Source organism: Claveliimonas bilis, assembly GCF_030296775.1.
Classification (GTDB): Bacteria; Bacillota; Clostridia; order Lachnospirales; family Lachnospiraceae; genus Claveliimonas; species Claveliimonas bilis.
This window is the reverse complement of sequence record NZ_AP027742.1, coordinates 179,434-203,552: the sequence shown is the minus strand read 5'-3', so window position 1 is coordinate 203,552 and position 24,119 is coordinate 179,434. Positions and strand designations below refer to the sequence as shown.

At 43.1% G+C, this 24,119-nt stretch carries 27 protein-coding genes; 6 read left to right on the top strand and 21 right to left on the bottom strand.

Going from position 1 to position 24,119, the window contains the following annotated elements; genetic code table 11:
• Nucleotides 1-15: 15 nt before the first annotated feature.
• From R2J37_RS00915 to R2J37_RS00895, 5 genes are all read right to left on the bottom strand, one after another.
• Nucleotides 16-1,302, bottom strand: a complete 1,287-nt coding sequence (locus R2J37_RS00915) for a type II secretion system F family protein (RefSeq protein WP_316266004.1) — start codon at nt 1,300-1,302, stop codon at nt 16-18.
• Nucleotides 1,239-1,934, bottom strand: coding sequence for a type II secretion system F family protein (locus R2J37_RS00910; protein ID WP_230107397.1), 696 nt, complete (start codon nt 1,932-1,934; stop codon nt 1,239-1,241). Before R2J37_RS00910 ends, R2J37_RS00915 begins: the two co-directional genes overlap by 64 nt.
• Nucleotides 1,935-1,941: 7 nt before the next feature.
• Nucleotides 1,942-3,159, bottom strand: a complete 1,218-nt coding sequence (locus R2J37_RS00905; protein WP_230107398.1) for a TadA family conjugal transfer-associated ATPase — start codon at nt 3,157-3,159, stop codon at nt 1,942-1,944.
• Entirely contained in the window at nt 3,089-4,063 is a 975-nt protein-coding gene (locus tag R2J37_RS00900) for a P-loop NTPase family protein (RefSeq protein WP_316266003.1), read from the bottom strand. Before R2J37_RS00900 ends, R2J37_RS00905 begins: the two co-directional genes overlap by 71 nt.
• A 215-nt stretch (nt 4,064-4,278) precedes the next feature.
• Nucleotides 4,279-4,488 carry a pro-sigmaK processing inhibitor BofA family protein gene (locus R2J37_RS00895; protein WP_230107400.1) on the bottom strand — a complete coding sequence of 70 codons (210 nt, stop codon included), beginning with the start codon at nt 4,486-4,488 and terminating at the stop codon, nt 4,279-4,281.
• A 114-nt stretch (nt 4,489-4,602) separates the two neighbouring features.
• Between R2J37_RS00895 and R2J37_RS00890 the strand changes: the two genes are divergently transcribed.
• Complete coding sequence (locus R2J37_RS00890; protein ID WP_230107401.1) at nt 4,603-4,851, top strand: DUF2508 family protein; 249 nt, start codon at nt 4,603-4,605, stop codon at nt 4,849-4,851.
• A gap of 71 nt (nt 4,852-4,922) precedes the next feature.
• Here the strand turns inward: R2J37_RS00890 and R2J37_RS00885 are convergent, their stop codons facing one another.
• The 6 genes from R2J37_RS00885 to R2J37_RS00860 all read right to left on the bottom strand — a co-directional run bounded on the left by R2J37_RS00885 (nt 4,923) and on the right by R2J37_RS00860 (nt 10,171).
• Complete coding sequence (locus R2J37_RS00885; protein ID WP_230107402.1) at nt 4,923-5,411, bottom strand: deoxycytidylate deaminase; 489 nt, start codon at nt 5,409-5,411, stop codon at nt 4,923-4,925.
• A 20-nt stretch (nt 5,412-5,431) separates the two neighbouring features.
• Entirely contained in the window at nt 5,432-6,061 is a 630-nt protein-coding gene (upp, locus tag R2J37_RS00880) for a uracil phosphoribosyltransferase (RefSeq protein ID WP_230107403.1), read from the bottom strand.
• A gap of 100 nt (nt 6,062-6,161) precedes the next feature.
• On the bottom strand, nt 6,162-7,175 hold the full coding sequence (locus R2J37_RS00875) for an L-threonylcarbamoyladenylate synthase (protein ID WP_316266002.1): 1,014 nt from the start codon (nt 7,173-7,175) through the stop codon (nt 6,162-6,164).
• 69 nt (nt 7,176-7,244) lie between these two features.
• Nucleotides 7,245-7,928 (bottom strand): N-acetylmuramoyl-L-alanine amidase, encoded by a 684-nt coding sequence (locus R2J37_RS00870; RefSeq protein WP_256193398.1) that lies wholly within the window; start codon nt 7,926-7,928, stop codon nt 7,245-7,247.
• Nucleotides 7,929-7,986: 58 nt separating this feature from the next.
• Nucleotides 7,987-9,783: a glycosyl hydrolase family 18 protein gene (locus tag R2J37_RS00865; RefSeq protein WP_230107406.1), complete on the bottom strand. Its 1,797-nt coding sequence runs from the start codon at nt 9,781-9,783 to the stop codon at nt 7,987-7,989.
• Between the two features lie 166 nt (nt 9,784-9,949).
• Nucleotides 9,950-10,171 carry a hypothetical protein gene (locus R2J37_RS00860; protein WP_230107407.1) on the bottom strand — a complete coding sequence of 74 codons (222 nt, stop codon included), beginning with the start codon at nt 10,169-10,171 and terminating at the stop codon, nt 9,950-9,952.
• Between the two features lie 472 nt (nt 10,172-10,643).
• Here R2J37_RS00860 and R2J37_RS00855 point away from each other — a divergent pair, with 472 nt between their 5' ends.
• Entirely contained in the window at nt 10,644-11,372 is a 729-nt protein-coding gene (locus R2J37_RS00855) for an adaptor protein MecA (protein WP_316266001.1), read from the top strand.
• Between the two features lie 96 nt (nt 11,373-11,468).
• Here R2J37_RS00855 and R2J37_RS00850 read toward each other — a convergent pair whose 3' ends face one another.
• The 6 genes from R2J37_RS00850 to R2J37_RS00825 all read right to left on the bottom strand — a co-directional run bounded on the left by R2J37_RS00850 (nt 11,469) and on the right by R2J37_RS00825 (nt 18,193).
• On the bottom strand, nt 11,469-11,669 hold the full coding sequence (locus tag R2J37_RS00850) for a DUF1858 domain-containing protein (protein ID WP_230107409.1): 201 nt from the start codon (nt 11,667-11,669) through the stop codon (nt 11,469-11,471).
• Nucleotides 11,670-12,103: 434 nt separating this feature from the next.
• Nucleotides 12,104-14,668 carry an ABC transporter permease gene (locus R2J37_RS00845; protein WP_316266000.1) on the bottom strand — a complete coding sequence of 855 codons (2,565 nt, stop codon included), beginning with the start codon at nt 14,666-14,668 and terminating at the stop codon, nt 12,104-12,106.
• Between the two features lie 13 nt (nt 14,669-14,681).
• The gene (locus R2J37_RS00840; protein ID WP_230107411.1) at nt 14,682-15,380 is read right to left on the bottom strand and encodes an ABC transporter ATP-binding protein; all 699 of its coding nucleotides are present in this window, start codon (nt 15,378-15,380) and stop codon (nt 14,682-14,684) included.
• A gap of 135 nt (nt 15,381-15,515) precedes the next feature.
• Entirely contained in the window at nt 15,516-16,469 is a 954-nt protein-coding gene (locus tag R2J37_RS00835; RefSeq protein WP_316265999.1) for a sensor histidine kinase, read from the bottom strand.
• Nucleotides 16,466-17,149, bottom strand: a complete 684-nt coding sequence (locus R2J37_RS00830) for a response regulator transcription factor (protein WP_316265998.1) — start codon at nt 17,147-17,149, stop codon at nt 16,466-16,468. The genes R2J37_RS00835 and R2J37_RS00830 overlap by 4 nt, the downstream gene beginning before the upstream one ends.
• 84 nt (nt 17,150-17,233) lie before the next feature.
• Nucleotides 17,234-18,193, bottom strand: coding sequence for a C40 family peptidase (locus tag R2J37_RS00825; RefSeq protein ID WP_230107414.1), 960 nt, complete (start codon nt 18,191-18,193; stop codon nt 17,234-17,236).
• 345 nt (nt 18,194-18,538) lie between these two features.
• On the opposite strand from R2J37_RS00825, the gene R2J37_RS00820 reads away from it, so the two are divergent.
• The 3 genes from R2J37_RS00820 (at nt 18,539) to rbr (ending at nt 20,219) form a co-directional block, all read left to right on the top strand.
• A complete protein-coding gene (locus tag R2J37_RS00820; protein ID WP_316265997.1) occupies nt 18,539-18,934 on the top strand; it encodes a Fur family transcriptional regulator in 396 nt (131 codons plus the stop codon).
• Between the two features lie 94 nt (nt 18,935-19,028).
• Nucleotides 19,029-19,571, top strand: coding sequence for an NADH peroxidase (locus R2J37_RS00815; protein ID WP_230107416.1), 543 nt, complete (start codon nt 19,029-19,031; stop codon nt 19,569-19,571).
• Between the two features lie 111 nt (nt 19,572-19,682).
• A complete protein-coding gene (rbr, locus tag R2J37_RS00810; RefSeq protein WP_230107417.1) occupies nt 19,683-20,219 on the top strand; it encodes a rubrerythrin in 537 nt (178 codons plus the stop codon).
• A gap of 112 nt (nt 20,220-20,331) precedes the next feature.
• Here rbr and R2J37_RS00805 read toward each other — a convergent pair whose 3' ends face one another.
• Nucleotides 20,332-20,949 carry an ECF transporter S component gene (locus R2J37_RS00805; protein WP_230107418.1) on the bottom strand — a complete coding sequence of 206 codons (618 nt, stop codon included), beginning with the start codon at nt 20,947-20,949 and terminating at the stop codon, nt 20,332-20,334.
• 249 nt (nt 20,950-21,198) lie between these two features.
• On the opposite strand from R2J37_RS00805, the gene trhA reads away from it, so the two are divergent.
• A complete protein-coding gene (gene trhA, locus R2J37_RS00800; RefSeq protein WP_416387397.1) occupies nt 21,199-21,852 on the top strand; it encodes a PAQR family membrane homeostasis protein TrhA in 654 nt (217 codons plus the stop codon).
• Between the two features lie 38 nt (nt 21,853-21,890).
• Here trhA and R2J37_RS00795 read toward each other — a convergent pair whose 3' ends face one another.
• The 3 genes from R2J37_RS00795 to R2J37_RS00785 form a co-directional block, all read right to left on the bottom strand.
• Nucleotides 21,891-22,205 (bottom strand): GIY-YIG nuclease family protein, encoded by a 315-nt coding sequence (locus R2J37_RS00795; protein ID WP_316266963.1) that lies wholly within the window; start codon nt 22,203-22,205, stop codon nt 21,891-21,893.
• A gap of 156 nt (nt 22,206-22,361) precedes the next feature.
• Entirely contained in the window at nt 22,362-23,168 is an 807-nt protein-coding gene (locus tag R2J37_RS00790) for a M23 family metallopeptidase (RefSeq protein WP_316265995.1), read from the bottom strand.
• A gap of 42 nt (nt 23,169-23,210) precedes the next feature.
• Complete coding sequence (locus tag R2J37_RS00785; protein WP_316265994.1) at nt 23,211-24,107, bottom strand: SpoIID/LytB domain-containing protein; 897 nt, start codon at nt 24,105-24,107, stop codon at nt 23,211-23,213.
• Nucleotides 24,108-24,119 lie beyond the last annotated feature (12 nt).

The following is a 24,119-nucleotide window of genomic DNA, read 5'->3' as shown; positions in this document are numbered from 1 at the left end:
CCTTCCTTATAAACTCTATAGTTGAATGGATAAAAAGGCCGGAACAATAATGATGATCATCACAACCGCCAGCATAAAAAACATGGGAAGAAGAAGTTTTGTCCCCGCTTCTTCGCCTAATCTTTTTGCCAATGCTTTCCTCTCTTCAAAAGCATGAATCCCTTCCAGACGCAGCATATCTGCCAGCCCCTTCGTCCCTTTCCTCAAGTTCTGGGACAGCAGCGTCCCTAATTTCATATATGCCTGCAGCCTGCACCTGCTTCCAAACTGCTCGTAACACTCTCTTTCCGGTACTCCGCTGCACATTTCATTCCAGGCCGCCTCCATCTCCTCATAGGCGTACCTTTTCTTTCCCTTTATCTTCTTTTTCTTATATTCATCTATAATCTTTTTCCATGCGCTTTTTGTACTCATCCCGGCGCTTAAAAGCAGATTAAGCTGGCTTACAATCCGGGGATAATCCTGCATCATCTGCCTGTCTCTGTCATCTTGTTCTTTTTTCCTGTTTTGTCTGTCCAGGAAAAACAGAAGTACTGCCACCACAATCCCCATAATCAACACAGTTAATCCCCGGAAGTCCATAGGATAGTAATACGAAATTTCCTTTCCATTTACTTTTTCAGGTAATTTTATTGTTTCTTTTGTCTTATTTTTCGTATCTATTCTTGAGATTTCTGTTTTAATGTCCGCGATTAGATTTTCTGTCTTTGTTTTCACTGGAGGATACACGCGAACTGCCATCTCATGCATAGCCTGCTTAGTCTCATCTTCTGTATAAGTCAGGCATGCCTTTAACTGTACCAGAATCCCCGTTTCACCCTTTTGTTCCAATTCTTCAACCGTCTCCTCATGAAGTTTCCCATTGATGTCCATGATATCGTAACGGTCCAGCTCCCACTCTACTTTTACAGGCTCATCCGGAATACTTGTAACCAGATTAAGATCCGTCTGCACCTTTTCCGCACTTTCATTTTCTGCCAATGCCAGTCTTTCTATCTGCTCTACCGCTCGACGGAACACCTCCTGAATTTCTCCGGCTGTATACTGCCTTTCCATTATCTCAATCTCGATTGGTTCTTCTATTTTTTGACCGTCTGCCGAAATCTCCAGCTGCTTTTTTACCGTTCCTTCTCCATAGGAATTTCTTGAAATCGTTTTCTGCGAAACAATGGATTTTCCAATATCGCTTGCAAGAAGAACCGCTGCCAGGATTCCGGTTATCACCAACACCGCTGCCATTAAATTTCTATATTTACAATTCTTTGTCCAAAATAGTAGGCTCCGGCGTATATCATCAGACATATACTCATCACTCCTACTCCTAAAACATTTCCGTATAAGATTTCCATAAATTCCGGAAAACTGATTTTCATATATCCGATAATTCCAAAAGGAATCGCTGACATTACTTTAAATTCATACTTTTTAGCAGCGATCAGTGTTTCGATTTCTCTTTCCACTTCGATTTTGTCCCTGATCTGCCCAATAGAATCTCTGATAATAGACAGAAGATCCCCTCCGCTTCTTTTTGCTGTCACAAAAACATTTACAAAATTCTGCAGGTCTTCCTGCTTTACCCGGTCCGCCCACTCCTCCAAAATCTGTTCCGTAGGAATTTGAACAAAAATCTGGCGGATCATATAGGTAAACTCTCTTTGGATTGCCGTTTGTCCATTATAAAGTATATCAAGATCTTTTTTTGTTTCTTTTATAGCGTTCTCCAAGGAATACCCTACATTCAGCGAAGCCAGCATCAAGCGGATCGCCTCCTGAAACTGCTGCCGAAATTCTCTTTCCTTTTGTTGTACACATTCCTGTTCCCAAATCTTCATATATCCGACTATCGCCGGCGTCAGAAGAAAAAACGCCCATATAGATTCGTAATACAAGTATGCGATCAGCCCCAAAAGAGCCGCAGCTTTTGTAAATGCCACAACATATTCATATTTCCTGATATCCTGCTGAAAATAATTTTTCTTTGTGGAATAACTCAGCAGCTTTTTTCCAGCTTCCCTTAACCATTTCCCCCGGTTTTCCTCCTTCTGTTTCCTCAAATTCATAAAGTGGTCTTGTTTTAATCTGAGCCTCCTCATAATTCAGAACCTCTACCACCTCCAGTATTTTCCTGCTTTTATCACGCAGTCTGCCAATGTGTATAATGATATCTATAGCCGACGCAATCTGTCTTTGAACAGCTGCCAGAGGAATGTCCATTCCCATAATCACCATGGTTTCCAGTCTTTGAAGCATGTCCTTTGGACTGTCCGAATGTCCGGTGCTAAGGCTTCCTTTATGACCGGTAGACATTGCCTGTATCATGTCAATTGTCTCCGGTCCTCTGACCTCCCCTACAATAATCCGGTCCGGCCGCATCCGAAGAGCCGAGCGTATCAAACTGCGTATGGTGATTTCTCCGGTTCCTTCTGCATTTGGATTTCTTGCTTCCAGCCTTACCAGATTTGGAACTCCCTGGATCTGCAGCTCTGCGTTGTCTTCGATCGTAATGATTCTTTCATCCTTTGGAATAAATTGCGACAGCGCATTCAACAACGTCGTCTTTCCAGAACCTGTCCCGCCGCTTATGAAAATATTGTATCCCGATACTACCAGCATTTTTAAAAATTCAGCCAACTCTTCACTTAGAGCACCAAGTCTGATCAGTTCCTTCATGGTAATCTGCTCCTGTGGAAATTTTCTGATGGTTACAATGGGACCGTTAAGAGCCACGGGATAAAGTACGACATTTACCCTGGATCCGTCAGCCAGCCTGGCATCCACGATGGGGGAAGCCTCATTGACCATGCGATTTGCTCCCGACACAATTTGCTGCACCACATCCTCTAAACGGGTTCTGGATGGAAATCTTTTATCTGTCAGATAAAGTTTTCCTCTTTTTTCCACAAAAATATTTTGCGTTCCATTAATCATAATTTCAGTAATTTCTTCGTCTTCAATAAAGTCCTGCAATACATCCAATTTTCGAAAAACATTGAATAATTCTCTTCCCAGGCTTACCTTTTTCTGCAGCGGAATATATTCCATCTCGCTTTCTTCTGCAAGCACGCGGAATATCAGCCCCGTCAGCTCGTCATCTTCGATTTCCTTTGATAGATCGAGCCTTTTCATAATTTTTTCCTGCAGCTGTTCTTCTGAAATCACATCGAACCACCCTCTCTGCTGTTTCACTGCTTCCCGACTGAAGCAGCATTCGCTCAAACTGACGGATTTTGGAAGCAGCAGACCGGTCATCTGAGACAGGCATGTATATTTCGTCGCAGACATTTAAAATTTTTACAATCCCCTGTATGCTCTCGCCTATGTCCAATATCAGCACATCATAAATGCTTCCTGTCAGAATTTCCTCAAAAAGCCATATCCACTCATCTGCTGAAATTTCTTTAAGATCATCCGGAATCTGAACCGGCGGAATATAGTCTACTCCTTCATACTGGCAGATCAATCCAGCCAATATCAGTCCCAGATTCCTCGTTTCCTGTTTCAGATAATACAGAAGTACAGATAAATTTTTCTGCGTTTCGTCCGGAAAGTATCCGTCTATGCCCGCGTAAGTTTCAAGATTCAGATACAATACGTTTTCCTTTTTCGATAACTCCCTGCTCATTTCCAACGCCATCGCTGTCTGTCCGAGACGGCGGACAGGAGAATAAAATCCTATGATCCTGCCTTCTTTGTCTTTTCGTATCTTCAGAATATCCTCCTGCTTTTCTTTCGCGCATATTTGCAGAAGCTCTGTAAAAATATTTTCCGCCGGCTGATATTTAAAAACTGACGGACAGGAATCGGCACAGATTTCCCTTTTTTCCGATGACAGAAGAATAAGCTTGCCCGAAGTTTTTACCACTTCATCCGGGTATGGTTCATAAAACTCTTCCGCCAGCATGAGAAAATCGATGGTACCTTTTTCCAGGATCGGCTGTATCTGCTGGGGACAACTGCATGTTTTCACTTGAAAGGCAAGTTCCCTTTTCCCGCTGAAATAGACAGCCAGCCTGGCAGCGTATTCTGAATCCGGATCACAGATGACCAAGTTTTTGCTGCTCACAAGTTCCCTCCTGTTACTAAAAAAATAACTCCATATTCAGTTTTGCTTGCGTTTTTGAATTTCTTAACCGAATGGCATAAGAACTCCAGAAACAATTCAGACGTTCAACAAGATTCAATCAGATACAAGTTATGACAACTTGTAGAATGTATTATATCCCTGTCTTCCATAAATGTCCATAGCTTTTCGAAAGATATGTAAACTTTGTGAGATTTCTACAAAACTTTATAGAGAACAATACCATAAAGCAACGCAACCCCAGGAATACCAAGGATTCCGGATGTCAAAAACGAAACCCCGTTCATCCCTACTGACGCTTCAATTCCCCTGCTGTCAAGAAAATAGTTTACAAAGAAAATAATTGCCATTCCTATTAATGCTCTGATAAAAAAATTAAAAATTATTCCTGGTTTTTCTTCCGACATATTTTTTCCTGCTTTTCCTCTTTTTCCATATATATCCTTCCTGACGGTATTTTATTCTACCTTTCTGGCTATACTAGGAATAAAGAGGAAAAAGCCATGGAGGTGACCGCCGCAATGAAACTATTTCAACGGGGAAAAGCAGCTGAAGAGGATATTTATAGAAGACTGTCTTTCGACAAAGATAATTTTGATATTGCAGAAGAGATCGCTCTTGCCAGACAGGAAATTGAAGATGCCTACAATAACTTCCAGAATGCTTCTGATCCTGATCTTATCGACTGTTACATTTACAGGGGAAACGCCGCATGGAAGCGGTATAGCTTTCTCCTCCGGCAGGCAAAATCAATTTTACCCAGGGTATAACGCAGTTTTACCCACCACTTAATGCAATTTGGGACGTAACACTTTTAAAGTTTGTTACGTCCCAAATTGCATTACAACTCTATTTCTATCTTTCTTCCCGTTCGCTTATACTGGTGATATTTCACTCCCGCCGCGTCGAACATTCTCTTTGATGCGGTCACAGACGGGGTCCCTTCATATTTGTTGCAGTCATAGATCACTTCTTTTATCCCACTTTGTATGATCGCTTTTGCACATTCATTACAGGGAAACAGGGAAACGTACAATTTAGCGCCTTCCAGGCTGCCTCCTCTGTAATTTAATATCGCATTTAATTCGCTGTGCACAGTATAGACATATTTTGTATCAAGGGGATCGTCTCCCTCTCTGTCCCAGGGAAATTCATCGTCAGAACATCCGATCGGCAAGCCATTGTATCCCATGGAAAGAATCTTGTTATCCTGGCTTACGATACAGCACCCTACCTGTGTATTCGGATCTTTCGAACGCTGTCCGGATAAGATTGCCACTCCCATGAAATATTCATCCCAGCTTATATATCCTTCTCTTTTGCTTCCCATCTCGTCCTTCCCCCTTTGTGCTATTTTGTACCAAAAATGCGGTCGCCGGCATCTCCAAGCCCCGGTACAATGTATCCATGATCGTTCAAATGATCGTCCAGCGCGCCTATATAAAGATCTACATCCGGATGCTCCTTCTGCATTCTCGCCACTCCTTCCGGCGCTGCGATCACACAGAGGAAACGGATCTTCTTTACTCCTTTTGCTTTCAAAAGCTCAATAGCCGCGGAACAGGAGCCTCCGGTTGCCAGCATGGGATCTACAACAAAGACTTCTCTTTCATCGCAGTCTGCCGGGAGTTTGCAGTAATATTCCACCGGGTTCAATGTCTCCGGATCTCTGTATAATCCGATATGGCCCACCTTTGCCGCAGGTATGAGCTGAAGCATCCCTTCCACCATTCCCAGGCCTGCCCGAAGGATCGGTATGATCGCCAGCTTCTTTCCTTCCAGTTCTTTCGCCACGGTAGGACATATAGGCGTGGTAATCTCTACATCCTGCAGCTTCAGATCTCTCGTTGCTTCAAAACACATCAGCATCGCAATCTCACTGACAATAGCCCGAAAGTCCTTTGACCCCACCTCCTGCCGGCGGATAAAGCCGATTTTATGCTGGATCAGCGGGTGGTCCATTACATATACATTTGACATTTGTTTTTTCCTCCTGGTTTTATCTTATTTTCCCAGCGCCGATATACAAGGGATCGGCACTTATTACCTCAGCGGCAGTATCACTGCTGCTGCCCCTTTCTTAAATTTTGATCACACGATGTCCGGCTGCTTTCAAAAGCCGGTTCATCACAGCACTTCCAATCCCTTCTGCATCAAAGGATTCACTGTAAATATAATCCGTACCATCAGCGTCAAATTCCCGAAGAATGCCGTAAAGATTTGCCGCCACTGTACTTTCGTCTTCTCTGGTTCCAATACATTTTATATTACTGCCTGAATATCTGTTTACTGTTTCTTCTGTGGCGATGATACCTGTTCTGTATCCCTGCTCCTCTTTTTCTCCCGCCATCTTTTGAATCGTACTTACAACAGATTCCAGCTCTCCTTCTATGACAGTCAATTCTGCCTTTGGCGCATAATGGCGGTATTTCATTCCCGGAGCCTTGGGAGGCGTTTTACTGTCTGCATCTAAGACAGCATGATCCACCAGGACCTGTCCGATTTCTTTTTCCAGCATTTCTTTTGTTACCGCACCGGGCCTTAAGATCATAGGCGGCTCCGAAGTCATATCTACAATCGTTGATTCCACCCCGATATGAACTGCTCCTCCATCCAGGATCATTTCTATTTTCCCGTTCAGATCATCCATCACATGTCCGGCGGTAGTGGGGCTTGGCCTTCCTGATGTATTGGCACTTGGGCCGGAAACATATCCGCCTCCGGCAAGGATCAGTGCTCTTGCAATCTCATCATCCGGCATACGAACGGCAACTGTCTCCAGCCCTCCCGTTGTTCCATAGGGCACAATAGAGGTTTTTTCAAAGATCATCGTAAGCGGTCCCGGCCAGAATTTTCGCGCCAGAGTCTCTGCCTTCTCCGGCACATGCTCTGCCACCTCATATAAATCTTCCAGCCTGGCAATGTGAACGATCAGAGGATTATCAGATGGTCTTCCCTTGGCCGCATAAGTCTTTGCTGCGGCTTTTTCATCCAAGGCGTTTGCCCCAAGACCGTATACTGTTTCCGTCGGAAAGGCAACCAGTCCTCCTTTTTTTAAAATACTGCCCGCTTCACGGATTATTTCCATATTCATTTGTTCTCGATTTATTCTTTCTACTTTTGTTTCCATGTTTTCTATTATAACATTATTTCCTGCTTTTTACTACCCTGCCGTCACTGCCCAGCTTTCTATCCCTTTGGCAATCGTTTTTGCCAGTTTCAACTGATATTCATCCTGGCTTAAAAGCTTTGTTTCCTCACTGTTGCTCAAAAATCCGCACTCCACAATAATGGTGGGAACTTCTGTTTTTTTCAGAAGATAGTATGTATCGTTCGCTTTTAACTCCCGCGTATTATCGGGAAATGCGGCAAGAAATTCCTCCTGCATTCTTTCCGCCGCCTCTTTTCCCTCCGCCGAATGAGTAAAATAAAAAATCTGAGACCCTTTTACTGTTTCATCGGGATAACTGTTCTGGTGAATGCTCACTGTCACTGCCGGTTCATTGCTGTTAATAAGTTCAATTCTGTTTTTCAGATCTTCTACTTTTTTATTAGAAGCATCTTTCGAACAGAGCATCTCGTCTTTCTCTCTTGTCATAATGACTTCCAGTCCATCCTTCTCCAGTATTTTCTTCACCTTCTTTGCTATGGCAAGATTCAGATCTTTTTCCAGGACATCCCCGACTCCCACCTTTCCCGGGTCTCTTCCTCCATGCCCCGGATCCAGCACAACCAGCTTATTGGCCTCTACCTTCTGTGCCGACGCATACCGGCTGACTTCTCTTCCTGCAAAGACAAGCCCTGCAAGAACAGCCAGCGCCAAAATAAACTCCAATCCTTTCCGCAAAAAAACATCTCCTGACAACACATATTTTATTTAATATATGTCTGTCAGGAGACGTTTATTAATTTACATATTTCAAAATCAGTTCCCAGACATCTGATTCTTCCTGACCCAGGCGCCACGCCGCTGTACCTGCCAGTTTATAATCCTTCATAAGCTGAAGTCTCGGCTCAAGAGACTGGGTATCTTCCAACCATACTTTATAGGTCGCTCCATCTGCTTCCCACTCCGCGTAATTCTGTTTGGTCGTGTCATCCCACTGTGCAGTGGCTCCTGCCTGCTGCACTACGGCTTTTGCTTCTGCCATGCTGTAAGCTGTGCTTTCTACTTTTGTAGTATACTGCTCCGCATCTGTTCCCTGGTCTGCTGCCAGCTCCTCTTCTGTCTTAGGCGTTTCTTTCCATACTCTCGTAAAGAACGGCACTGCATTGATCACCTTCTCTGCCGGCACTTCCTTGAGCGTATTCTCAATACCTGCCTTTACAAAATCATAAGAAGCAACTGAGCCTGCCTCCGGGGAACCGCTGTAATGTTCATCATAGCCCATGATGACTACATAGTCGGCAACAACTCCCTGTTCTTCCCGATGATACTGCTGATTATAAGACTGCGGCACATAATTATCCACAGAAAGTACTATACCGTTTTTCCGGCACTGTACAGACAGCTCCCGGATAAACTGAATGTAATGTTCTCCGCACTCATCGGAAATTTTTTCAAAATCTACATTAATTCCATCCAGTCCTACTCTGAGTGCCTCTGACATGAGCTGATTGATCAGGTTTGTCCTGTTTGCAGTATGGCTTAATAATTCATAGGATTCTTCCGCGGAATTAATTCCGCCGTCGAAATCACGTATCGCCGCCCAGACTTCTATATCTGACTGATGTGCGTAATTCACATAGTCCGCTGTAGCAATGGATTCCAGGTTGCCGGATGTATCTGCCACATGGAACCAGGTAGGTGAAATAGTTGTCAGTCCTTTCGTACTGGCGATCATTTCCAGAACACTGCTGTTGGCATCGCTGTTTGTAACATTATGCCATGCCATGTTAATAGTATAATCCTTGGAAATATTGGTATATTCAGGCTCTTCAAATCCTCTGTCTATTTTCTGAGTCTCCTCATCGCGAAGCGCGCTTTTCTTTACATATCCAATAAATCCATCTTCCGTGCGGACTTTTTTCCAGTCGCCTTCGTCCTCAATATAAGTTACGATGTCATTTTTACTGATTTCTGTAAGTACCGGACTCTTTACTCCGCCCTGATAACGTACCTGCGTATCTTTCTTCGCCTCTGCTACCTTCACTTCCCCGGTCTCTGTCACTACAACCACTCGACTGGGGTCGTCATAGACTTCATATTCCATATCCGTATACTGTTTCACAAAATCCAGCGCAATGTAAGCTGTACTTCCTTCTGTCTTTAAAATGACGTAATCCCCGGTGTTTTTCTGTTTTGAAACCGTATAATCCGTGCTTCCCACATCTACCGATACCGTATCATTGGGCAGTGTATAAAGCAGGATGTTTTCGCTCGGATCCCAATAGAATCTCTGATTGATATAATCCCGGACAATGCTGTATTCTACGTAAGCTCTTCCATCCGATATCATTCCTTTTGGTTCAAGAATATCATTATTTACAACGATAGCGAGCTGGTCTTCACTTTCTATTCCATAATATCCGTTTAAATCCGCCTGTTCTTTTGAGGGTCCGTATCTTCTCCACAAAAAGACAGCTGCAATAATTCCCACTATCAGTATTATGAAAAAACCTACTTTCAGAATCAGGTTACGCTTTCTTCTCCGTCTTGACTGCGGCCGCCTTCTACGGCGCCTTCTGCGTCTTTGTTCCATGCTGCACCTCCCACATATACCTCATTATATCAACTTTTGCAGGTTCCGTCATTATTTATTTCGACATTTAAGAATATTTTTGTAACAGTTCAGCCACAGGGTTGCCACATGGCGCGGCTGGACTGTTCTCCGTTATTCCGCGAGGGGTGTCTGCGCTTTTTTACTTTTAAATACTCTGGTTAACATGATAGAAGTACAACGCTTTCAGATCTCCGTTTTCATTTAAAACATAATCTCTCATATATCCGGAATCTTCACTCACCATATGCGCCTGTACGATCTGTGTCGGGCTTGCCGGTTTTCCCTCCATTGCAATATATACTCCCCGTTTTTCATACATGTTCAGCTCACTGAACATTTCCTGAAATTCCTTTCTTTCTTCCGGCATCACAGCCTCCTTTTTCCTGCTGCAAAGAAACCTTTTCCTTCCGTCTGCATAAAATGGAATATAACTAAAACTTACATTCAGACATATCTCCTTATGGAAGTGCGTGATATATTAAAATATGTCTGATTACAGAAACAGCACTCGCTTCTTTCAACATTTTTCGAGCAGATCTTTTTCTTGTTGAAACATGTTTTTGAACTTTTTCTGATTAAATAAAACTTTCCTGTTGAATTGCGTCTGATCCGACTTGTTTGAAATATTGTTGATTGGTTACTAGATTTACATTGAGATTACCTGATCGTAAATAAAATCTGATTGACAGATCTATTCTAAGAATGTATGATTTGGGAATACTAATTTCTGTATTGGTATTATAGCACCTATTTTTATGTTAACGCAAGCTTTTTTTATTTTTATTTTATTGAACTCTGATCATCCCATATGATATACTGTGAAAAAGGAAGTGATAATTATGAAGATTGAAAAGATCAACGATAATCAGATTCGCTGTACTCTTACACGTGCTGATTTAACTGACAGGCAGCTTCAGTTAAGCGAACTTGCCTATGGAACTGAAAAGGCAAAATCACTTTTCCATGATATGATGCAACAAGCGGCATTTGAATTCGGTTTTGAAGCCGAGGATATTCCTCTTATGATAGAAGCGATTCCCGCTTCTTCCGATTCAATCGTGCTGATAATCACAAAAGTCGAAGATCCTGAGGAACTCGATACTAGATTTTCTAAATTTGCCCCTTCTCCGGGAGGAGAATGGGACTCCGTAAAGGAATCAGCCCTTGAAAAGCTGGAAGGCGCCGAGGAGCTTTTAAATCTCCTGGGAAAAGTTAAGGAAAGTGTTTCCTCCGTGTCGGAAACTTCCGATAAGAAGTCAGAAAAGGAGCGCTCTCTTTCCCTCCGGCTGTTTTCTTTTACCAATATGGATCAGGTGATTCATGCAGCTCATCTGCTGCAGTCAATATATTTCGGTTCCAACACATTGTATAAAGACCATAAAGCCGATATGTACATTCTTGCCCTGACACAGTCAGACCACACAACACGGGAATTTAACCGAATCTGCAATATGCTGTCCGAGTACGGAACTTTGGAAAAAGCTTCCAGCGCCTCCCTGGCATATTTGGAAGAGCATTGTGAGATTATACTGTCTGCGGATGCAGTACAGAATCTTTCACAGATTTAATCAAAGACTTAAAAATCAATAATGACAAAAAAAAACATCCGGTCAGTCCAAGGACTTGTCCGGATGTTTTGCTTTCCTGAATCCAGAAAACCTGATTTATGCATTGGCATTGATAAACGCATTGATCTTTTCTACCAGCAGATTCGCATCGATCCCATGTACCATAGCTGCCTCTTCTAATGTTTCACCCTGGGAAGCCGGGCAGCCAAGGCAATGCATTCCGATTTCCATGAGAATCGGTGCCACATCTGGATTTACACTTAACAATTCGCCAATTGTCATTTCTTTATTTACCATAATTCATTAATCCTCCTTTATCTTCCACGTAGTTTTTATTATATCTGCTTTCTTTCATTGTGTAAACATTTAAAATAAATTTCTCGTTAATTTCTGGTTATTTATTTGTCAAGTTTCTTTTCCTGTTTTTTCGACAAAAACTCATTTTTATCATTTCTTCACAAAACATTCGTTCTTTTATTTGACGTAAGTAATCCACCAAAAACCGGGATATCCATGTGGATAATGTGGATAAGTTTTCAAAAACTTTGATTTTTCCACCTTTTTCATGGTTTTTTATGTGGATAACTTGGATAAGTCTTTTTTACAAAATTTTCCATGTTTTTACAAATTTGTGTAAATTGTACATTATTTCGATTTTCGAAACATTACATAAGTTATTAAAGAAAAAGTGGACAAGAAAGGTAGCAAATACGCCCTTTCTTGTCCGTTTTCTACTCTATTCTTCTTAATTTTTCTACAATGCTTCCTTTATTCCACATACGGTCGATCACCCACGCAATTCCTGCTGCCAGAAGGCTGCATATAAGGGCCGCCTCAAATGCAGGAAGGACTGATAAAGAGTACCTGGCAAACCACCAGTTAGATACGATTGCTTTTACTGCAGTAAGCGAAACTGCCGCACTGGCTGTTATACCTACTGCCCCGGCCAGGAGGGCGTACAGGACACCTTCATAGATGAACAGCTTCTTAAGCTGTCTCTGGCTCATGCCGATACTCCGCATGACAGCAAACTCGTTCTGTCTTGCAATCGCTCCGGTCAAAATGACATTGATAAGATTCAGGATGCCGATCACGGCAAAGACCGCCGCCAGTACGATTCCCACGATCCGATAGGTACTCTGTATCTCATCGAACTCTCTTTCTTCCGACAATCGGGTGATCATGCTGCTGTTCAACTGGGATGTGATCTGTTCTGCCTCGCTGTTTACCTCGGCAAACGTACCTTCCTCGGCATCAAATGCACAGACCAGCGGATCTGTATCATCCGGGAATATAGCCTGAAACTGTTCCTTTGAAAACACAACCGCCTCATATCCTCCCAAAGAAGAATCCAGTGTCAGATTATGCACTGCACCTGCCACAGCAAGCACTTCATACTCCTTTTCTTCCCCGCCAATATCCAGCCGGATTTTATCACCGGCATGGAACTCCTGAGACTCTTTCGCATAGAGGCCGTCATCTCCTAAAAATCCTGCCATGATCACGTAGTTTCCGCTGTTCAACTTGTCATAATCCAGTTCTCCTTCTATCAATATCACATCATTCAGAATATTTCTGCTCCACCCGTAAACTGTACGGCGCCAGTCAAACTCTGAAACTGCATTTCCAAATTCTTCTTTTGTGCCTTCGGTTACAATATTCGTCCTTTTCCCGTTAATCTCTGTAATATTAATCAGGGATCCCTGCTCGATGTCCGTAACCTGTTCCGGCGGAAGAATATGGCAGTATACTTCCCCAAAATTTTTTACATTTTCCATTTCACTTAGCTTTCCGGAAAGCTTCGGATTCAGTGTTTTTGTATAATCATCTACACTGAAATTCCCATAATTTCCGCTGTGCACAATAAAATCAGTCACTGCGTTCCGGCGGACATATATCTCTTTATCAAAGCATCCTGTCGCACCAAGTACACTGTTCAAAAGAATAAGGCTCAAGGCGATGCTCATGACCACAAGGACTGTCTTCCCTCTGTTTCGTTTTAAATTTGCCGACGCCATCTGGAAAATCCGATGATGGGAATCTCTGCCTTTCTTTTTGGCTTTGCCGCCTTCCTCACCGTCCTGATATCGCAGCGCTTCCACAGGAGATACTCTGGCTGCCAGCTTTCCGGGGCGGCCGCAGCTGATCCACACGGTAAGAAAGGTAAAGGCTGCCGACACCACCCACACAGCGGGATGGGGCATGATAAATACAGACTCTCCCACTGTTGTACTTGCCATGATAAGGGGCAGAAGTACATTTCCAAGAAGCCAGCCTAAGATAAGCCCTGCCGGAATCCCTGCCAGCGCCAGAAGATATCCCTGCCGCTTTACCATATATTTCAGCTGCTTCGGCGAGGTACCGATCGTTTTGAGCTGACCGTACAGCCGAATATCTTTCAGTATAGAAATGCGAAATATGTTGTAAATAATAAGATAGCCTGCCAGGAGGATCATCAGCACTCCGAAAACCGCCGCTGCTATCATTCCGCCTCCCATTTCATTCCTGTTCTCATAGGCCGGATTCGTGTGATGGACCACAAATCCCTCTTTTCCTCTTTCTGCGTCGGGATCAAATCCGGCGTTGGCGATCACCATGTTTAACTGGCCTTCCACATCCTCATCCGTAGCAAAGCTTCCGCGGATACAGTAAGATCCCGGGACGCTGGCGTCATGGGCGATGGTGCTTTCATCAATCCTCTTTTCGAGGAATGCCTCCGACACCATCACTTCAGCAGTCTGTTCATATTTTTCTCCCTCCCAGTATCCGCTAAGCGTCATAGGTTCTTCTTTTACTCCCTCATCCGTCAGATACTGTATGTTCACCTTTGTTCCTGTTTCCTCCGGGATCCCCAGAAGCCGCAGAATCTCCGTATCACAGGCAAACTCGTATTCTTCCTCGGGCATATGCCCTTCCTCAATTTCCATATAACTGTTCTTTGCATAAGTTTCCTCCATCCACGCCATGTTGACACTGATGTCCATAAGCTCCGGATTCACTATCTTCCAAAGTACCCGCTCTACACTCACGGTTTCCCACAACGGATCTTCCATAAGCTCTTTCGTTTTTTCAGCCGTTGTGAATTTAATCGAAGCCATAAATCTTGTTCCCGACTGGCGGATCGTCTGCTCCCGCACACTAATCTGAGTCCCCTGGAGAATGGTCGCTACTGCCGTAAAAAGGAGGGCCGTCAGCATAATGGCAAGAAGAGCAATCGCATTGCGGATTTTATTTGCTTTCAGACAGTTGTTGGATAACGTCCGGATAAATTTTTTATTGTCATTTTCTAAAAGCATCTCTATTCCTCCTCTATCCCAGATTCTCCCTGACAGACGGCGCTCCTTTAACGATCCTTCCATCTTCGATGCGGATCATCCTGTCAGCCACCTGAGCAATTTCAGGATTGTGTGTGATCATTACCAACGTCTGGTCAAATTCCGTACTTGTCATCCGCAGAAGTTCCATCACCTCCAGGGATGTCCTGGAGTCCAGATTTCCTGTAGGCTCATCCGCCAGGATGATCGCCGGCTTGCTGGCAAGGGCTCTTGCGATCGCCACCCTCTGCTGCTGTCCGCCGGACAGATTATTCGGCAGATTTTCCAGCTTTTCTTCCAGGTGCAGCATACGGATAATTTTTTCCACATACTCCTTATCCACCTGATTCCCGTCCAGCTCAATAGGAAGGACGATATTCTGATACACATTCAGAATCGGAACCAGATTGTAATTCTGAAATACAAATCCGATATTTCTCCTCCGGAAGATAGAAAGCTGCTCATCGTTCATCTTGGCAATCTTTTTTCCCCGAATAATAATTTCGCCAAAGTCCGGCACATCCAGACCTCCCAGCATATTCAGAAGCGTAGATTTTCCACTTCCGCTGGTTCCAATGATGGAGACAAACTCTCCCTGCCCCACTGCAAGGCTGACACCGTCCAATGCTTTTGTAATGTTGGGCTCTTTTCCATAATATTTTTTCAGGTTCTGTGCTTCCAAAATATAGTTCATAATTCTTCTGTCCTTTCTGTCCTGCGATTTTTCCTGTGAAGGAAACCTCCGTTTTCTACATCATAAAAAAAGATTATCTCAAACTGCTCTCAAAAATATCACAGTTTCGAGATAATCTTATGACTTCTGTCTGCCTTATCCCTCAAAAGTCTCCGGTACATCAGCAGGCAAATGCAGAGAAAAGACAGATCCGATCCCCTGTCGGGACAACGCCTCTACAAATCCTTTTTCCTGCATAATAATCTGACGAGTCAGATAAAGTCCGATTCCCACACCCTCTACATCATTGCTTTCCTTTTCCCGGTAAAACCTTTTAAAAATATTGGGAAGATTATCTTCCCGAATCCCTCTTCCCTCATCCTCCACACGGATCCTCACAAAATAGTCCGTCCTGTCGGCTCTGATCCGGATCCTGCTGCCCTTTCCGCTGTATTTTACCGCATTATCAAGAATATTGGCCAGCGCTTCCACTGTCCATTTTCTGTCAAACAGCGCCTCCAGGTTCTCACTGCATTCCACCTCTATATCTATCTCTTTTTTCTCCGCTTTCAAAGCGATGGTACACACTGCCTGAAAAATCAGGTCGTAAACCTTATTTTTCAGCGGTTTTACTTCTATCAGTCCTGTCTCCAGCCTGGACATTTTTATCATAGTCTTCATGAGAAATTCCAGCTTATCAATTTGCCTTTCCTCTGCCTCCATAAATTCCCCGGCTTTCTCAGGCTCCTGGGCCGCCAGCTCATGATACATGCGCAGATTGGCAATAGGCGTCTTAACCTGATGGGAAATATCACTGACAATCTCTTCCATCTGTTTCTTTTCTTCCCATCTCTGATCTGCCTGTGCCTGCATAATCTCGTAGACCTGTCTCATTTTGACCTGTATTCTTCCGATCAGTGTCTCCTTTTCTTCCTCAAAGGCAATCTCCTTATCTCCGCTTATCATGCGATCCAGTGTATAGGAAAGCTTCCGACTGTATTCCGTCAGATTTTTTCTTGTCAAAAGCATCGCCAGCACGGCGAGCAAAAGCATGATCAAAGCAGCTCCCAGCAGGGTTCCCGCCACAATCAATTCCATACCCGGCCTCATATTTCCATCCCCCTCCACTGGTATCCCATGCCGTACACCGTCTTAATATATTCGTGCCCGCTCCCTTCCAGCTTTTTCCGAAGACGGTTGATATTGACTGCAACAGTATGTTCATCTACAAAACTGCCTGATGTATCCCAGATTTTTTCCAGTAAAAGCTGCTTTGTCACTGTCCTATTTACAGTCATCAGTCTTAAGATCCGAAATTCCGTCGGTGTCAGCAGGAGTTCCCTGCCGTTCAGTCTGGCCTGCAGATTTTCAAAGTCGATAAGAAGCGCATCATCCCGGTATACAGAGTTCTCTCTTTTTTGCTCCTGTCGGCCGGTTTTGCGAAGCGCCGCCTCTATTCTCCGGCGAAGGATCGGCATATGAAAGGGCTTTGTGATATAGTCGTCCGCTCCGCAGTCAAATCCTTGCAGTTCATCCTGCTCCATATCCCTTGCCGTAAGAAAAATAACCGCTGTCTCCTTTTCTTTCTTCACCTGCCGGCAAAAATCAAATCCATCTCCATCCGGAAGATTTCCATCCAGCAAAATCAGATCTACTTTATTTTCTTCCAGATATAACATTCCTTCCGATAAAGAAAAAGCTGGATATACCCTGTAATCATGCATTTCCAGGTCATATACCAGCCCTTTGTTCAAATCTTTGTCATCCTCGATCAACAATATGCGTTTCATCTGGTTTCCCTCATCCTGCTAATGATATCTTGTGCAATCCCATTTTATCATCCTGCAAATGCGCCTGACAAGGGAAACTTTCATTTACAATACCCGTCGAACGGTCTTTATGCTCATGCAGGTTGCAGGAATGACTCCGATTCCTTTTGAAGGATTGATGGCATTTACTATCTGTCCATCTCCCATATAAATTCCCACATGTCCTTCGTACAGGATCAAATCCCCCGGCAATGCCTGGTCATAGCTGATGCCTGTACCCACATTTTCCTGATCCCAGGTAGTCCGCGGAAGGCTGATCCCAAAATGTGCATATACAGATTGGACAAAACCGGAACAGTCTGCTCCATTTGTAAGGCTTGTCCCTCCCCATACATACGGATTTCCGATAAACTGACAGGCATAATCTACAATTGCCTGTCCGGTACTTGATGCAGCCTGAGCCGCCTTGGCAGCTGCCGCTTCCCGGGCTTGTCTTTCTGCCTCTGCCCTTTCCTGTGCAGCTGCGGCGGCTTCTGCTGCTTCTCTTGCCAGCCGTTCCTCTTCCTCCTGCCTGGATTCGGCGTAGCGGAAGGGCTCCTCTTCTGTCTGGCCTTCAGAATTTTGTATGAGTTCCTGGGCTTTTTGCTGTGACTTATTTCCTATTATAATATAGTCTGTATATACATACCCTGTTACGGAACCCGACCGAATTTTTGTCCATTCTCCTACTGGTCCGATAATCTGGGCTGCATAATCCGTATACAACTTTCCTACCCATTCACTCTGTGTCGTTGGTTCACTTCGCACAAACAGAAAAGTATCTGTCCCCACGTTTGTGAACGCCATATCTGAATACTCTCCTTTTTCTGTCGGCACTAAATAACTCTCCACATTAATCTTTTCATCTGACGCGTAACAGTCATTTAATACCGCTTCAATTCCCACATTCGGAAGCGCTGCTTCTGTATCTTTATCCGAATCAGCTGCTTTTGCTGTCTCCCCGGAAATTGAAATTACTCCTGCCAAAGTAACTAAGAACAATCCTCTTTTAAGATTAGAATTCATAAACAACCTCCTCGATCTTTCGTTTATGTTTTCTTATCTTTTGTAAATATTACAGAATTGTTACAAATGTTACGATATGATTATATCAACCGCATTATGCATTGTCAACTGAATTTCTTTGAATTTTCTCTACATTTTATTATGTTTTTCTTAATATTTCTCTCTTTTTCAGTCGTAATTTGTTACAATTTGTTAAATTTCAGATTGTACAAATCAAAACAAAAAATGAACTGCCTAAAAAAGAGTTGACTTTTCCTCATAAAGATGTATAATTTAATTACAGTAATAATTATCATTATTATATAATTCACATTGCATTTATTAACTAGGAAGGGAGGATGCATCATGGCAAATTTGAAATACAGCCGTCAGCGTGAGGCGATCAAAGAATTTCTCGCCAGCACAAAAGAACATCCCACTGCCGATACTGTCTATATGCATGTGCGCGAAGAATTTCCCCGCATCAGTCTTGGTACGGTATACAGAAATCTCAATCTTCTTGCCGATATGGGCGAGATCAGCAAGATCACGACTCCTGACGGGGGCGACCGGTTTGATGGTACGATAGAACCTCACTATCATGTTATCTGTACGTCTTGCGGCAAAGTAATTGATTTATATATGGAACCTCTGGATTCCATTGACAAACTTGCTGAAAAGTGTTTTGATGGTTCTATAGAGTCTCATACTGCAATGTTTTTCGGAACATGCGGCGATTGTTTGAAAAAGAAAACAAAATAACTATTGACAATGCAGATAAAAAGTTGTAAATTAATATTAGTAACAATTACTAATATTAAAAATAAAATAAATCATAAGAAAGGAAGAAAGAACTATGAAAAAATTTGTTTGTACAGTATGTGGTTATGTTTATGAAGGAGAAGCTGCTCCGGCTGAATGTCCAGTCTGTCACGCACCGGCTGAAAAATTCAAAGAGCAGACAGGAGAAAGAGAATGGGCTGCAGAGCATGTTGTAGGTGTTGCTCAGGGCGTTAGCGAAGACATCCTTGCAGACTTAAGAGCAAACTTCGAAGGAGAATGTACAGAAGTTGGTATGTATCTGGCAATGGCTAGAGTTGCTCACAGAGAAGGATATCCGGAAATCGGACTTTACTGGGAAAAAGCTGCCTGGGAAGAAGCAGAGCATGCTTCCAAATTTGCCGAACTGTTAGGAGAGGTTGTGACAGACAGCACAAAGAAAAACCTGGAAATGCGTGTAGATGCTGAAAACGGAGCTACCGCTGGAAAATTTGATCTTGCAAAACGTGCAAAAGCTGCTAACCTTGATGCAATCCATGACACTGTTCATGAGATGGCAAGAGATGAAGCTCGTCACGGAAAAGCATTTGAAGGACTGTTAAAGAGATACTTTGGCTAAAAAACGCTGGGCTGCAGGATAAGTTTTTTTCTACAGCCCTTTTTATCATTCTTAATCAGTCACTTTACAGAAATCCATTATCACTTACTATAAACAAAAGGAGGATCAATTATGTCTAAATATGCAGGAACAAAAACAGAAAAGAATTTAATGGAAGCTTTCTCAGGAGAATCACAGGCACGCAACAAATATACATATTATGCAAGTGCTGCAAGAAAAGCAGGATTTGTCCAGATGGCGAACATTTTTGAAGAAACTGCAAATCAGGAAAAAGAGCACGCAAAAATGTGGTTTAAAGAATTTCACGGAATCGGTGATGTTGCTGAAAACCTGAAAGATGCCGCTGCAGGCGAAAATTACGAATGGACAGACATGTATAAACGCATGGCTGAAGAAGCAAGAGAAGAAGGATTTGAAGAGCTTGCTGCAAAATTTGAGGGTGTTGCAAAAGTTGAAGCGGCTCATGAAGCCCGCTATCAGAGACTTCTGGATCACTATACAGCAGGAGAAACTTTCAAAGGCGACGCTCCTCTTGGATGGAAATGCGGAAACTGCGGATTCATTTATTATGGAGAAGAAGCTCCGGAAGTTTGCCCGGTATGTGCTCATCCGAAGGCTTACTTTGAAAGAAAAGCCGAAAATTACTAAAGCAAAGCTGTAGAAAAATATTTTTCTTGTAAACGGCCTTCCGTCAAAACCCCTGCTCCTCTTTTCGAGGGCAGGGGTTTATAGCGCTGTTACAAATATTCTGCCTTTTCTCCTAATGCTTCAGCACTCCTGTTCTCTTTTCCTGCTTCAGCATAAGACCGCTCCTAAGAAGAATAGGACGCACTGCATTGTAGAGGACAGATACGAGGACAGTAGATACTACCGCATTGACAAATGTTGTGGCTGTGCTCCATTTTGCAAGCACTTCTGCCATCTGCTGCGGCTGTCCCAAAATGTACATCTTATAAAAATATCCTACCAGCGGATCTGCAATGACATTAAATCCAAGTCCGGCAACCGCTGCAATTGTACTCCATTTAAAGACATACGCCTTATCGTCACTTTCATTGATCTTTGCTATTCTGTGAGCAACTAATCCCACGATCAGACCAATACACAGTTTAAGGAAAAATGTTTTCGGGGCTCCTGTAATGTAAATCGGATCCATGATATCTGCAATTCCCATTCCGATCGCTCCTGCAAGCCCACCGTACCAGCCTCCCAGAAGAAGCGCTCCCAGTACGCAGAATGCATTTCCAATATGGAGCGATGTGGCGTCACCGCCCGGCATTGGAATTTTTATCTGTAGATATGTGAATGACACATAACACAATGCTGCAAGAATCGCTGTCTGTGCTAGTTTTGTAACCGTCTGATTTTTTTGTTCCATTTCGATGCTTCCTTTCTCTGTCGTTTTCTTTCCTTTTGATGTGTCTATCATATCACCAGAGTGGATTTGTAAAAATAGCCAGTTATTTACTTTTTAACCAGTCCAGTTTTAATATTTCGATTTTCAAAATATTTCTTAAAATTGTTGCATTTTTGGCGTAAGCGTATATAATATATGTATATGGATAATATAGTTTTAAAAACTACTTATTATGTTTTATATTTCTAGGAGGTAAAGATTATGACACAAATGATCAAGTCACACGTAAAAGATCCTGGAAGCGCAATTACACACTTCATTGGAATGCTGATGGCAATTTTTGCTGCTGTTCCCCTGCTGATCAAGGCCGCACATGAGCCGGGACGCATTTATATTATATCCATAGCAGTATATGCAGTAAGCCTTATTTTGCTATATGCAGCAAGCACCACATATCATACCTTTAATCGTTCCGAAAAGATAAATACTGTTTTGAAAAAAATTGACCATATGATGATTTTTATTCTTATCGCCGGAAGCTATACTCCTATCTGTCTTCTTGTACTGAAAGGAAAAACCGGTATTATTCTTCTGTCCATTGTATGGGGAATTGCTATTCTTGGAATTGTTTTAAAGGCATTTTGGGTATTTTGCCCCAAATGGGTATCTTCCGTTTTGTACATCGGAATGGGTTGGACGTGTGTGCTGGCATTTACACAAATTCTCAATTCCATGTCACCTGCTGCATTCGGTTGGCTGCTGGCCGGAGGAATCATCTATACTATTGGCGGAGTAATATATGCACTGAAGCTTCCTCTTTTTAACAACCGTCATAAAAATTTCGGAAGTCATGAAATTTTTCACGTTTTCGTCATGTTAGGAAGTGCATGTCACTTCGTTGTCATGTATGCATTCGTCCTGTAAGCCGGTTGAATAAATTGTACCGAACGAAAAGCCAGAGGTTACAATTCCTCCGGCTTTTTTTCTTTGTCTTCTTTCTGACATTTCTTTTCAATAAGCTCCAGCTTCTTTTTTCTTCCCATATGTTTGATCTCATATTCCCGACGCATGGCCTCTTCCTTTGTCTCATATATCTCATAATATTCCAGAGTTACAGGCCGTCTGCTTCCGGTATATTTTGCACCCTTCCCCTCATTATGGGCCTGGAGACGTTTCGCCAGGTTGTTGGTCCATCCCGTATACAACGAACCGTCCTTACATTTTAAAATGTATGTATAATTTGTTTTCGACAAGTTTTCCACTTGCTTTTCCCCCATCTTTTGACAGTTTATCCACATCTTTTCCACATTTTGCACTTCTATTATAACGAAACACACCGTTTTTTTCAAATAGAGACACCGTAAAACGCAAGTTTGCCCACCGTAAAAGGCAGTTTGGGACGTAACACTTTTAAAAAGTGTTACGTCCCAAACTTACTCCATAAACGTTACCGGATCGATTGGCTGTCCGTCTTTTCTCATTTCAAAGTATACATTGCAACCCTCAACACTGTAATATTTTGTAGGCTGGCTCACATATCCCAGTACCGTCTTGCCCTCCACATAATCTCCGGTATTAACAGTCACATCTTTCAGCTGGCCGTAAAACAGCTCATATCCGTTCCCGATATCAACGTTTACTGTTGTCCCCGTCTCGGCATTTTCATCAATGGATTTTACTACTCCCGCCGTACTGCTGATGACCTGGTCTCCTTCAGCACCGGAAATGATCAGTGCCGGATTGTATTTGTACTGATCCAGTGTAGAAAAGTATACGGTCTCGTCCATACTGTAATTCATCAGTACATTTCCGTCTACCGGCCACAAAAGCTTACTGCTTTCTGTAAAATTTACAGATGAGTTGTTTCCGGCTGTCTGCGCAGATATCCCTGCAGAAGATGAACCGTTTTCTCCGGCTGTCCCATCTGTATTTTCTGAAATTTGGGCGTCTTCCTGTTCCTCTGACTCTTCTGCAGCGCTGCTGCTGGCAACAGTAGGATCTTCTTCTGTATTGATCACAAGATTACTGCCTGCCTCTTCTTTTGTTCCATCCTCCGGCTCTTCCTCCCGCATATCTTTTTCCTTTGTCTCATCCTCTGACAATGCCAGCTCCTGCCGCTTTGCTTCCTGATAATCCCGAAGCGTATATGTTCCAACCATGATAATTGCGGCTACAAAGCAGACAGCGATTCCAATACCGGCACCCTTCCTCTTTTTTGAAGGTTTTTGTCTTTTATTCATATTCATCACCTCTGGCTATATTTTTGCCAGAAGCTGATATCATTATTCTGTATTACCAGAATTTCTAATAATTTCCGCAACCTCCCTTATTTCTGTTCCTTCAAAAAAATACTGCAGGATTTCTTCCGTTGTTTTTTCCTCTTTCGCCATCTCATTTGCCGTATATTGGCTAAGTCCCAGACCATGACCGATTCCCCGGGTTGTAATGCGCATTTTCCCATCATACTTCTGGAGAATAAAGCAGCTGGAATCTAATTTATATTTTTCCCGAAATTCCTCGCCGCTCATAGTCTCCTCTCCCACTCGGACACTGGTGACATAGCCCGCCGTATCCGTTTCTTTTATTTCTGCGTCCATGTCCTCTGTTGTGACTGTCCTGATCTGGTCTTTTGATTCAATATCGAGGGGACATTCTTTGATTTTCAAATAAGGATAATCCTCGCTGCCCAGCACTTCTTTTCCATCCCTTGTACTGCCGTTTGTCAGCCTGGTAAAAGGTGTGTTTGCCAGTTCTTCGCCGTACATTACAACTTGTCCCTCTGTCTCCTGCCAGGCATTTTCCATTTTTCGGTAATATTCGGAAAATTTCCTGCTCCCCCACTCTTCTTTCATTTCTTTTTCTGTCCAGAAATCGTCTGCAAGAACTGCCTCGCTGCCTTCTTCCTTCAATTGCTTGTATACGGCAGTCCGGACAAGTATTGCCTGGACTTTGATGGCCTCCTCTTCGTAGGATGCCGGAATCTCCTTTGCCATCCTGCCAATTCCGTATTCATCCAGAGGAAGCTGTATTTCTTTTTCCCCCTGCTTTACCATAACCTCCATTTCGTCTGCCGGAGCCGCTGTTTCTATTGATGGCCCGTTTAGGAAAACGGTCACTACATAAGGGAGCAAAACAATAATAATGATATAGCATCCCATTTTTTTCAACTTCTGCCGCATAAAATAAACCCT